Source organism: Acinetobacter sp. 5862, assembly GCF_024494585.1.
GTDB lineage: Bacteria > Pseudomonadota > Gammaproteobacteria > Pseudomonadales > Moraxellaceae > Acinetobacter.
This window is the reverse complement of the sequence record NZ_JANHGP010000017.1, coordinates 15143-28613: the sequence shown is the minus strand read 5'-3', so window position 1 is coordinate 28613 and position 13471 is coordinate 15143. Positions and strand designations below refer to the sequence as shown.

At 38.5% G+C, this 13471-nt stretch carries 5 protein-coding genes; all 5 read left to right on the top strand.

The annotated features are described in order from the left end of the window. Positions 1-457: 457 nt before the first annotated feature. Entirely contained in the window at positions 458-3118 is a 2661-nt protein-coding gene (locus tag NO346_RS02540; RefSeq protein WP_256414120.1) for a hypothetical protein, read from the top strand. A 19-nt stretch (positions 3119-3137) separates the two neighbouring features. Further along, positions 3138-5825: a hypothetical protein gene (locus tag NO346_RS02535; protein ID WP_256414119.1), complete on the top strand. Its 2688-nt coding sequence runs from the start codon at positions 3138-3140 to the stop codon at positions 5823-5825. A 34-nt stretch (positions 5826-5859) separates the two neighbouring features. Beyond that, a complete protein-coding gene (locus tag NO346_RS02530) occupies positions 5860-9921 on the top strand; it encodes an S-layer family protein (RefSeq protein ID WP_256414118.1) in 4062 nt (1353 codons plus the stop codon). A 231-nt stretch (positions 9922-10152) separates the two neighbouring features. Further along, positions 10153-10647, top strand: coding sequence for a hypothetical protein (locus NO346_RS02525; protein ID WP_087536132.1), 495 nt, complete (start codon positions 10153-10155; stop codon positions 10645-10647). Between the two features lie 39 nt (positions 10648-10686). Next, positions 10687-13383 carry an NEW3 domain-containing protein gene (locus NO346_RS02520; protein ID WP_256414117.1) on the top strand — a complete coding sequence of 899 codons (2697 nt, stop codon included), beginning with the start codon at positions 10687-10689 and terminating at the stop codon, positions 13381-13383. Positions 13384-13471: the final 88 nt, after the last annotated feature.

Genomic DNA, 13471 nt, shown 5'->3' with positions numbered 1-13471 from the left:
TTCATTGATGACTTTATTCTCGATAAAAATCATCTGCTACCACAGAGAATCTATAAATGATAGTGCGTAAGTCCTATAAAAAAAGGTTCAATTACTTTACTGAATATTTAGGGTCTGTTGACACTTACTGTTCATAATTAACCCTATAAAGGTAGCCATAAAAATATACAGGCTATAGCAACAGAACTTTGATAATTTCTTTTGCTTTAGCTTGCATATACATTTGGTTACCAGGATGAAATGTCAATAGACCCTAATCATTTCATAAGTATTATTTATAAATAACAGGCATCTACAGGTTTTTTTACAAATGATAGTCTGTAAGAAAAAAATCACCTTTTTGTTAATTTGCGTGTTCAAGTCGATATTTTTGTAGTATTCTTTCGTGAAGATTGTCAATAAAACCGTACAATTTATCAATAAAAAATCAATTTTACATTTTTGTGGGTTATGAAACATGATAAGCCGATTCAAAAAAAGTGCTGTCTCAAAAACTTCATTTATCGCTTTATTTGGCTTGTTTATTGGATTTCATAGTTCTATTGCATTTGCTCAACCTAAAGCAGGAAGTAGTATCACTAATATTGCAAGTGGTGACTTCTATGATGAGCAAGGTAATTTGCAAGTTATTAATTCAAATGCAGTTATTTTGACTGTTCAACCAATTTACTCTTTAACTTTACAAAGTAATCAACAAAATATCGGGACTATTGGAAGCAAAGTTAACTTCCCGCATGTTTTAACCAACACTGGTAACATTGTAGACGACTATAAATTAAGCCTTACTCAGTTAACGAATGATCAATTTAATTTAGATAATGTAGCCGTTTACATCGATCGGGATCAGAATGGCGAGCCTGATGATAATAATAATTTACTGAATTCAACCACAAGTTTTCGTTTAGAAGCAGGCGAGTTTGCCTCATTAGTTGTCGTTGGAAGTATTCCAACCAACGTAACTGCAAATAACGTTGCTAATTTTAATTTAACAGCTACAAGCCAGCATGATAATGCGATCGCTATGACCGTAAGTGATACAGCAAAAGTTGTTGATGATGCTGTAATTCAAGTGACGAAATCACAGAATATCAGCACAGGTAAAACTGGCACGGAAATTACTTATACCTTAGCTTATTCAAATACGGGCACTGCGGCAGCAAGACTCGTATTGAGAGATATATTAGCTACAGATGTAACATATAAATCGGGTAGTGGTAGTTGGGGGAATGGTTCAGGATCGTTAACGGATGCCGATGATGTTGAGACGGGTGCAAATGCGCCAATAAAATATAAAGTGAGTAATGGGCAAGTAGATGTAGAGCTTGCAAGTGTGGCAGCTTTAAGTAAAGGTACGGTAAGTTTTAAAGTCACTGTGAATGCGAATGCTGCTGAAAAAGTTGCGAATACCGCTGATTATCAACAATATAATGCATCAAATGCTATTCTGAAAAATACGCTAACGAATACTGTAATTTTTAACGTTCAGCAAACCTTAGGTGTTGTACTTAACTATAGTCCAAGTAACGCGAATGATGATGGCGAGCCAAACGGTGGCTTGAATAACTTACAGACCCAAAATAATACTTTTGGGGGTGTAGCAAAAGAAATCCAGTTTGATAATTATGTTTGGAATACAGGACAAGCGACTGATACTTATAATTTAAGCTTCGTTAAAAGTAACGTACCAAGTTGTGCTGTAGTTCGGTTATATCATGCCGATGGTCGTACATTGCTGACAGATACTAATGGCGATGGTGTAATTGATACAGGCGGATTGGCTTACGGCACTTCAAAAAGAATTAAATTAGGAGTTTATTTCCCATCGAATTGTACTTCTACAAGTACAATGGATTTCGACATTACCGCAACTTCCGTAACAGATACTAGTGTAAAAAATAGTACGCGTGATCGATTAGTCAATACAGTTGCTGTGGGCGAAAGCGATTTGTATAACAGCAACAATTCAGGTGTGGGGGTTGGGAATGTTACTGGTTCAGGTGGGCAAGCCTTATTGGTGAAAAACGCTGTAAAAGGTGCAACAGCTGTTTTCCCACTTGTTATTCGAAATAACAGCACGACCTCAAATAATTATAATTTATATGCATCGAGTACAGAGATTGACATTAATAGTATCAATACGACGTTACCAACTGATTGGGTAGTGAAGTTCTATAATGGTGATGCAACATGTCAAACGTTACAGGGAGAAATTACCAGTACTGGCAACATGGCGGCTGGAACAACTAAACAGTATTGCGCCGTTGTCACTGTTCCTGCGAATACGACTTTGACAAGTTTACCTATTTGGTTCGCTATGAAATCACCGATGAATGCTCAAGGTGACAGTATTAAAGATCAAGTTGATGTAGCAGTACGCAAGTTGACTTTAGCAAATGATCAACAAGGGCGGATTAATGTCGGCGGTACGGTTGTATATCTGCATACATTAAAAAATATGGGTACATTTGTTGAAGGTGATACAAGCGGAAAAGTAAGTCTTAGCGTAGTCCCTCAAAACATTAATGATGGTTTTATTTATACTTTGTATTACGATGCCAATAATAATGGTGTATTAGATACTACAGATCCGATCGCTACTGATTTGTCTATAACAGGTGGATTAAACCCTCAAAGTTCAGTTCAGCTAATTTTAAAAGTTCAAGCTCCATTAACTGCAGTAAATGGTATTTCTAGTGCAGCAAATATCGTCGTCTCTGCCACGAATACAATCCAAGGTTTAACACTTACAACAATTCAAAATACAGATTTAACAACAGTTGATCCTACGCAACTTCGTCTGATCAAAGAACAGTCTAAAGATGAAGCATGTGCACTTATGAATGTTGCCACTGCGACCTATGCAAGTAACCCATTGACGATTAAACCAAATCAATGCGTTACCTATCGTTTAACAATTAAAAATGATGGTTCAACACCCGCAGCGAATGTTGTGATTAATGATGTGGTACCTGCTTATAGTATTTTGCGAAATGCATTGCCGCCGTCAGTGAGTAAGGGTTCTGTAGCTGTGAGTGGAGATCAAATATCTGGAAATATTGGAGCACTTGCACCACAGGAGCAAGCAGCGTTGTATTTTTCTATTCAGGTTACACCTTAAGTTAGGCGGATGCTAGAAGATGAATATAATCAATACATTAGAAAATATCCGCAACAGCAAGATCACTTTAGGGATTTTGTTGGTTACTTTGTTGGGAGTGCATCAGTCTAGCTCTGCTGCTGTTCCTACACGCCAAATCATTAGTAATATGGCGATAGGTGAATACAGTGAAGAAGGTTCAACCGTTGTCCAAGTCAGCCGTTCGAATTTAGTTCAAACAACGATTCTTCCAGTTTATTCTGTTAATTTGACGGCAAATAACACTAAAAATGTCGTAGCGGGTCAGACTGTATATTTTAACCATACTTTGACTAACACGGGTAATGAAGTCGACCAGTATACCTTTGCAGTGACAAATAATACTGGAGATAGCTATGACTACAGTAATCTATCTGTATTTTTAGATAAAGATAATGATGGCGTGCCTGATGGCGCAGCGATTACTTCTTATTCTTTAAGTGCGGGCGAGTCAGTTGGTCTTATTGTGGCGGCAAATGTACCAAGTGGTGCAACGGTTAGTCAAAATGGATCATTAACATTAACTGTAAATTCTTTAAATAGTGCATCTGGAACAAAGACCAATGTCGATACAGCAACTGTTACGAATCAGTCTGCTTTAGTTGTTCGTAAAAAGTTTTCTCAAACAAGCGTGGCAAATGGAGACGTTGTTACCGTTCGTTTAGATTATCAAAATTTAGGTAGTACAGCGACAGGCTCTGTAACTTTAACAGATACACTCAATTCAAGTTTGGTTTATCAACTAAATGCTGGTGAGAATTGGAACGGTACAACTGTAAATCCAAGTACTGGGAGTAACGATCCAGCAGGAATCAATTACAGTGTGACATCAAATACTGTAACTGCAGTCATTAGCTCAGTACCAGCAAATACAACTGGCTATATTGAATTTAAAGTTAAAGTAAATAAAACAACTGCTGGACCAATTAATAATACCGTTAATTTTGGGTATGATCATGATAATAATACAACAACAGCAAATATATCTGATCTCAGTAACATAGCTGTACTTAATGTTGCTTCAATTTATGATGTCAAAATTAATGGTAGTGCAACTGATGTAAACAATAGTGCTACGGTTGTTGCTTCTGCTGCGGCTCAAGGTGGGGAGCTTAGCTTTAATAACTATGTTTGGAATAATGGTAATAATACTGATGTATTTAATGTAACAATGACAGGTAGTACATTTCCGACAGGTAGCCAAATTGAATTTTATCGTGCAGATGGCGTAACCCCATTATTAGATAGCAATGGAGATGGTATTCCTGATACAGGTTTATTATCCGCAGGCGTAAATTTACCAATCGTTGTTAAAGTACGTTTACCTAGTAGTTATGCTGTAACGACTGATACGACATTCGAAGTTTCACCTCAAGCTCAGTCTTTAGGTGATATTAGCAAAACGAGTTTGATTAAAGATCAGGGTAATTTACTTGCCACAACGGTAGCACGTTTAGTTGATTTGACGAATAGTCCTGAAAACAATGGTTTGGGTAATGGGAATGTTAATAATGCTGGTAATCCGTGGAAAACCGTGATTGCGGCAACAAGTACCAATCCTGTTGCCGGTGGGCAAGCAATATTTCCATTAAAAATCAGTCATACAGGAGTAGGTGCAGAATATTTGCTCAGTGCCAATGCCAGCAGTGATTTTAGCAGCATGACTTTACCCGCTGGTGTTAATCGTGTGCGTTTTTATACGTCAAGCAATGGAACAGATTGTAGTGGGTTGGGTAATGAAATTGGTAAGACGATTTATTTAAATAATGCGGAAACCCAACTGGTCTGTGCGGTTGTTGAAGTGGATCAATTGAACAGTAGTGTAACTACACCGATCTATTTCCGCGTTCTTTCTACAAGTTTTGTAAGTGGTAATAATAGTAGTAATCCGAGCCAAGATATTATTATGGATGCGATTACTATTCAAAGTGTCAATTCTGTGGCTGAAATAGAATTCACGCCAAATTCTCGTGGACAAGTCTCGCCATTAGGCACCGTCATTTATAGTCATCTTTTAACCAATAATACTGATGTTGATTATACAGGGAACTATAGTTTTCTTTCGAATAACGATCAGGTTGAGTTTAACAGCACTCTTTTCTATGACGTAAATGGAAATGGTGTTTTTGATGCTGGGGATTTGGTGATGAGAAGTTTAGCTGACTTGCCGGGTGGAAAATTAGCAGCACATACACAAGTCAAATTATTGCTTCAGGTTAAAAATCTTGTAGCAAATAATATTGCCCAAGCGAATACCACCACGATTAATTTAACGAATAATGCCAATGGTCAAGTTTTGTCATCAATTACTGATGTAACTACAGTGAATCAGAGACAATTGAAGTTGAGTAAGTTGCAAGCACGTGATTTTGATTGTAATGGCACAGCTGATGAGTCCTATACAACAAATAGTCTCAATATCGGTAAACAAGCAAATGGCCAAGGTCAATGTGTTTTGTATAAGGTTATTTTAAATAATTCAGGTGCTACTGCTATGAGTACTGCATTTACCTTTAGAGATATGACGCCTGCCTATACAGTTTTATCTCAATCGCCTACCTGCACATCATGTAGTGGTATGACGGCTCCCACAGTTGGTAATGCTGGTACGGTTTCAGGAACACTAAATAGTGTGGCTGCAAATCAAAGTTATGAATTTAACTTTGGGGTACGCTATGTTGGACAATAATCAAAATATACATAAAAAAATATACGAGTTCAGTATGCGATATTGTGTTGCTTTATGGGTACTCATAGCGACTTGTCTGATTAACCAGAGTATTTTTGCTGTTACATTTGATTCAACACCTCCTACAGCTCGTTTTGAAGTTACGGGTACAACACAATCACCGATTGTACGTGGTGGATCAGGAACACAAGTCATTACAGTTCAGAACAAAGGACCTGATAATGCAACAAATACTGTTGCAACAGTAAACGCAAGTTTATCTACAGGTGTAACAATTGCTTCGGTGACCTCATCTGTGGGATCTTGTTCTGGGAGCGGATCTGGACCTTATACGTGTAGTATAGGTTCTGTAGCGAATGCAGGAACCTTTACTTTAAGCATTACCTATAATGTAAGCCTTGCTGCATCTGTTGGAACAGCACAGCAAATAGCAGTGAGTGTAAATAGTAATCAATATAACCCAGGTAGTGGTGCAGGGGAAATGTTGCACAATGCTTGGGGTGCGATTGGTGCTGAAACAACAGCTTCACAATATGGCGCATTTTGGGTTGGACGGACGAGTACCACGGCAACTTGTAATACAAAATCATCTCCTTGTTTCTTAGGTTCTGCCTCAGAAGAAGGTGATGCTTTATTGTCAGCTTGGCCAAAAGATCAGGTCAATCCTACAGGGCAATATTTGAATAGTGCCGCAACAGGTAATAATAACGATACTTATTTTACTAGCGGTACTACAAATCCAACGGTGAGTCAAGTTGTACCGAATATTAGTACCTATGCGTATAAATCATTAGTTTTAGGTCAAGGCAGTAATTTTGTAAATAACCGTCGTGCATGGCAGTTTTCAAGTTATGTTTATATCCCAGCTTCAACCACCAGTGTTTCCCTTTGTGTGGGCACGAGCGGTGCAATGATTGATGATGGTGCTTATATAACGTTAAAGAAATCAACGGATAGTACCCGAACAGTAGTTCAAAGTCCGCGAGATTCTTATGATCGTGCCAATGCTTATGTTGTCACAACCACAGGTTTGAGTAGTGGTTATTATGAATTGGTTTATCGTATGGTTAACCAAAATAATGTGAGTAGTGGTGAGCATGCACCAGGTCAATATGGTGCGGTTGGTATGTCATTCAATGGAGGGGCTTGTACTGATGCAAATTTACAAAATGCCTTAACAGCAGGTTTTCCTGCATATATTAGTATTGTTAACCCGGACTCAGATTTAGCGATTACTAAAACAAATAATACCAGTCTTGCTGTTGGAGGCACATCAACTGATTATATTGTGCGTGTAACAAATAATGGTCCTGATGCTGCTGTAGGTGCGATTTTAAAAGATGCTGCGGTAGCGAGCTTAACTAAAACAGCGATTGCATGTAACACAATTGCAAGTAATAAATGTACTTCTGGTACAACACCAACCATCACCGCGATCGAGTCGGGTTCAGGCTATACTTTACCGACTTTGGCAAATGGTGAGTTTTATGAGTTAAAAATTACAGCTACGGTTGCAAATACAAGTACCCTAACTTCTGTTAGTAATACAGCGACTGTAACAGCACCAGCAAATACAACAGATTCTGTATCAACCAATAATAGTGCAACAGATACGGATAGTATTCGAGCGCGTATTCGAATTGCAAAAATCTCTAATAATGGATTTGGTTCTTTTGATTTTACGGGACTGACCAATTTACAAGATAGCAGTGGTAATAGTGTAACAACGGATACGGTGACTACTACAGCCAGTGGAAGTGCAGTTACATCTAGCAATTCTCTCTATAGTTCAAATTTAAATAATGCAGTTTTGATAAGCGAGACCATTCCTGCCAACTATAATTTAAGTTCTGCCAGTTGTATTGATAGTAATGCAGCGAACTCGGGAAATCCTGCAACAGCATTTGGTACATTGTCATCCGGTCAATTGACGATCCCTGCTGCAAATATTGTGGCGGGTGCAAATATTGTTTGTACATTTACCAATAATCGTAAGAGTGCAACTTTCCGAATTTCAAAAGCTTGGGGAGCCAATAGTATAAGTGGTAATGTTGCTCAGATTGCAGCAACAACTGGTTTGACGAATAATACCAGTGCATTAACGAGTACAGCTCCAACCAATGTGAATGGTTCTAGTGTGACTGTATATGCGGGAGAAACAGTTACTTTGCCTGCAGAAACAATGACTACAGGAAATATCAATAATTATAATACGGTATTGTCTTGTAGTGCTGGAGGCGGGGCAACGGCAAATAGTCTTTCTGGTACAAATGGTCAGAGTAGCAACTCTTTAACTGTTGGTGCTGGTGATGAATCTAAATTAATAACATGTACCTATACCAACACCCGTAAGAGTGCAACGTTGACACTAAGAAAGACATGGACGAATGCCAAACTCAATGATGCAGCGACAGTTAGTGCGACAGGCTTAACTAGCTTAAGCTCAACAGCGGATACCGCAAATGAAACAGATGCAGGCACAGCACAAACTGTTTATGCAGGTGATGTGATTACACTGTCAGAAACGATCACAACAGGTGCAGGAAACTATACAGCTGGCTTAGCATGTACAGGGAATACAACGGCCTTAAGTGGTTCGCAACTGACAGTCAATGCTTTAGATAGCTCAGTGGTATGTACCTATACCAACAGCCGTAAGAGTGCAACACTTACCTTAAGAAAGACATGGACGAATGCTAAGATTGCGGATTCTGTGACGGTTAATAGTGCAGGGTTTATTAATAATGCTTCTGTATCTTCGGTTGTAACAACTTCTGGAAATGACACAGCAACAAGTACTGTTGTGACAGTTTATGCTGGAGAGATTGGAACAATTGTTGAGAATTTTATAGTGGGTAATCCTACGGATTATAATTCATCATTAGCTTGTTCTGGGACAACTGGATTAGTGGGTAATTCACTCACAATAAATGGGGGTGATACAAATATACTTTGTGTCTACACAAATAGTAGAGTGACTCAAGTCATAATCTCTGGAAAAGTGTTTAATGATAATAGTGGTACAACGAATAATATTGCGAATGCTTACAATGGTATTCAAGATAATGGTGAACTTGGAATTGCGAATAGCTTGATCCTTTTGAATGATTGTAGTTCAACTCAGGTTGCTGCAATGAAGACTAATGCTGAGGGTGAATATAGCTTTAGTGTTAATCAGAATTCACTACCAGCATCTTTTTGTATCGTTCAGCAAAATTTACCTGAATATATTTCTGTCAGTGGCACAACGGGCTACACCCGTTCATCAGATACAATTGCTTTAACCAAGACAAGTGCGACAAGCTATACAGCAAATAATTTTGGTGATGTGATTGTTAATGTTGTGTTGCATGAAGATGGCCAACATACAGCTATTGCTGGAGATGTCACCGACTATCCTCACCGTTTAAGCACACAAATTCCAGTTCAACTCACTCAATTATTACAGACTCAGACTCAGCAACCAAATGCTAGCGCTGATCAACCATGGCAAGCATTGGTTTATCGAGATACGAACTGTAATGGTCAGGTAGATATGGGTGAAGTTGTATTTAACCCAACTGCTGCAAGTACTGTTCTATTACAGCCAAGTGTTGATATTTGTTTAGTACAGCGAGTTCATGTACCAACTAATGTTACTGCGGGCGCACAACATATTGGAACTCTTCAAGCAAGTTACCAATTTGCTCTGACAAATCCGGCACAAACGATTTTAGGGCAAACGCTTAAACGTCAGGATGTGACACTTATTGGTAGTGCTGGTTTAACACTGACAAAAAAAGTTCGTGCAGTTGCAAGTTGTCCTTCACCATCTTCCGATACAAACGCATTTGTAACGACTAATCAGGCTGCTAAGCAAGATAATTTAGAGTATGAGATCACCTATAAAAATAACAGTACCAAGAAACTACAGAACGTAAAAGTGAAAGATAGTTTACCAATTGGTACTAATTTTGGCAGTATGAGTTGTAGACTTATACCAAGTGGAAATACTTGTAATACAAACCGTTCCGGTGATTATCTTGAATGGAGCTTGACTGGGTTATTAAATCCATCAGCTTCAGGCACTCTAAGGTTCTGTGTGTCGCAAAAGTAAATTATAGATAAAGTATGCCGAAAATATTATTGATTTGGCATACTTTGTGCTGATAGCTGGTATAGAGTTTTTTAATTGTTTGAACCAGTAGATGTTTTTTTACAAAAAAAGTGTTTTTTTTCAACAAAAATACATAAAAGTATTGTATTTTAGTAATGTTAAAAATTATTTTGAACTTTGTCTATAGAATATGTTCAGAAGTTTAGGATGTTGAGTGTGGAAACAATAAACATGCATTTAAAAGATAATTGGAAAAAAGGTTTACTTGGTGCAGCTAGTTTGGTTTTGGCGGTTAGTGTTTCTGCTGAAACTAAAGTTGCAAAAGATCCTGTATCCGTAGAATTAAAAACCTATCTCATTAGTGTAAGCACAGATGGGAAGCCAGTAGCTAAGTTAGTCAATAAAGTGAAGCCAAATGATGTAATTGAGTATCGTGCAACGTATACAAATAATACATCAGGAAAAATTAAAAACTTAGCTGCGACGTTACCAATACCCGTAGAAACGTTATTTTTGGCGAAATCTGAGCCAGAAAACGCGCAAGCAAGTACAGACGGTACAAATTTTGCCCCGATGCCTTTAAAACGCAAAGAGGGTAATCAAATGGTGAATGTTCCACTGAAAGATTATCGTGCATTACGTTGGACGATCGCAGAACTTCCTGCTGGGAAATCTGTAACGGTATCAGCGCAAACGCGTATTAACAGTGACAAAACCAAAAATTAAACAAACTGACATTGAATATTCAACAGGGGTAAGTTCCGAATGTCAAATCAAACTCAACGTTTAAAGCTAACGCAATTAGCAGCTTCGATTGCATTTGTTGCAGGTGGTGCAGCTTTCCTTCCTTCAGCACACGCAGCAGCTCCTAGTGCGGGCACAAACATTAGTAACATTGCATCTGCAAGCTATACAGATAGCAACGGTTCTAATAAAACTGTGACATCAAACGTAGTTACTACGACTGTATTGCAAGTAGCAAGTTTCACGTTGATCGCTGATCAAACTAAAACTGCTAACGCGAATGGTCAAGTATCTTTATCTCACACATTAACAAATACTGGTAATGGCAGCGATACTTTTAACGTAGCTGTTGTCAATAATGATACACGTGATAACACGACAGATAATTACGATTTCAGTGGTTTAAACGTTTATCTTGATGCCAACAAAGATGGTGTTCCAGATAGCCAAACTCCTGTAACAAGCGTAACTTTAGCAGCAGGCCAATCTGTTAACTTGATCGTGCAAGCAACAACAGCAAGCAACAACGTTACTGCTGGTGATCTTGGTAAGTTAACGGTTTCAGCAATCAGTGGTTTTGATACAAGTGTAACTGCTAAAAACGTAGATACAGTTAAGATTACCAATGGCGCTGTAATTAGTTTATTAAAATCTGCAAGTGTTAGTAATGTGGATGCAACTTCATCAAGCCCTGCAGCACGTGAAGTTGAATATACTTTAGCTTATCAAAATACTGGTAACACGACTGCAACTAACGTTACGATTACAGACGTACTTCCAGCTGGTTTAACTTATGTTACTGGTTCTGCTACTGTAAATGGTACTGCTGTAAGTGATGCAGCTGATGCTGATGGATATAACTTCACTTCAGGAACAGCGACATTAGTTATTCCTGCTGTTGCAGCTAACAGTACTGGTGTATTGAAATTTAAAGTTCAAGTGATTCAAAATACTCCAGCCGGTATCATTACAAACATTGCTGAAGTTGATCCAGATGGTCCAGGTACAGAAGGCAAAACACCTTCGAACCCGAACGATGTAACTGTATTAGGTGTTAAAAAGGGTACTATTAACGATAGTGCGACCGATGCTTTTGCTGATGGACAATCAACAACAACTCCAACACCTGATGTCATTACTAAGTCAACAACTCAAGGTACTCCAGTTACCTTCGGTGTTACTGCGGGTGGTGGTGAGCCAATCGTAATCCATAACACTGGTAATGTTACAGAAGCATTCAACATCACGGTAAACAAAAACTCTTTACCTACTGGTAGCATTGTTGAATTATTCAAAGCTGATGGTGTAACGCCATTAACTGATACGAATGGTGATGGTGTTGTTGATACTGGACCTATTGCAAGTGGTGCAACTTATCAGATTATTTCAAAAGTAACGCTACCTTCTAGCTATTTTACACCTACACCAGCGCCTGTCACACCAATTAACGCAATTTTAACATCTGCACCTGTAACTAATTCGTCAGCTACAGATACTATTAAATTAGTTATTGATCAAGTAGTTGCGTCTACAGTGGATTTGCACAATGGCGATCTAACAGATAGTACTGGAGCTATTGCTGGTGCATCTGGTAAAGATACAGGTCAATTTATTGATACTAAATCAACTAAACCTGGTCAAGCAACTAACTTCCCATTAACTATTGATAATAAAGGTGCAACTGGAGATAACTATAATTTATCTACATCACCGACATTACCAACGGGTTGGACAGTTCAATATTACTTAGCTGACGGTGCAGGTAATCCAACAGGTGCTCCAATCACGAATACGGGTAATATACCAAGTGGCGGTAGTGTTCAACTTGTTGCAGTTGTAACACCTCCTGCAAATGCTCCAGCTGGTGATCAAGAAGTTATCTTTAAAGTGGCTTCGCCTGCTACTGGCTTAACAGATGTAATGTCTGATCGTGTAACAGTCGAAACTAATCGTATCCTTAGCTTGCAAAATGACCGTACTGGTCAAGTTGCACCAGGTGGTACGGTTGTTTACAAGCATACCTTAACCAACAACGGTAACATTGTTGAAGGTGCTGCAGCGAATACATTACCTTTCACATTAACCAACGACCAAGCTGCAAATGGTTGGGTAACAACCTTATATGTGGATTCGAATAACGATGGTATAGCTGATGCCGGTGAATTAGTTACAGGTAGTGATCTTGCAGGGAAAACTGGAAGTATTGCTCGTGGTGCATCTGTTAACTTACTCATCAAAGTTCAAGCTCCAACAAATGCAACTGCTGGAACACCAAGTTCAGTTGTATTGACGATCAAACCAACAGTTGTTGGTGGTCAGTCTGTTGCTGATTTAGTGAATACTGACTTAACGACTGTTACAAGTGGTCAAGTACGTTTAGTGAAAGAGCAATCTTTAGCAAATTGTTCAACAGGTGTTGCTGGTACTTATACTCAAAATGCAGTTTATGCTAAGCCGGGCGAATGTGTGAAGTATAGAATTACTGCAACGAATGAAGGTAATGCTGACGTAACTAATGTTGTGATTAGCGATGCTACACCTGCATATACAACGTTGAAAGTGATTGCAAGTGCATCACCAGTAGCTACAAATGCGACATTGAGTACTTCAACTGCTGCATTAACTGATGGTTCGACAGGTACTATCGCTGCTGAGAAAACACCTCTTGTACCTAATACAAGCGCGGTATTAGAGTTTGTAATCAAAGTAAATAATTAATATTCATTAAGTAATTTCGATTGCTCAAAATGAATTGATTAAATATGTGGGCATTTGCGCAAAGCAGGTGTCCACAACAATAATTTTA

Coding starts and splice junctions, on each gene's coding strand:
- NO346_RS02525 (WP_087536132.1), top strand. CDS start 10,153: ATGCATTTAAAAGATAATTGGAAAAAAGGTTTACTTGGTGCAGCTAGT.
- NO346_RS02540 (WP_256414120.1), top strand. CDS start 458: ATGATAAGCCGATTCAAAAAAAGTGCTGTCTCAAAAACTTCATTTATC.
- NO346_RS02535 (WP_256414119.1), top strand. CDS start 3,138: ATGAATATAATCAATACATTAGAAAATATCCGCAACAGCAAGATCACT.
- NO346_RS02520 (WP_256414117.1), top strand. CDS start 10,687: ATGTCAAATCAAACTCAACGTTTAAAGCTAACGCAATTAGCAGCTTCG.
- NO346_RS02530 (WP_256414118.1), top strand. CDS start 5,860: ATGCGATATTGTGTTGCTTTATGGGTACTCATAGCGACTTGTCTGATT.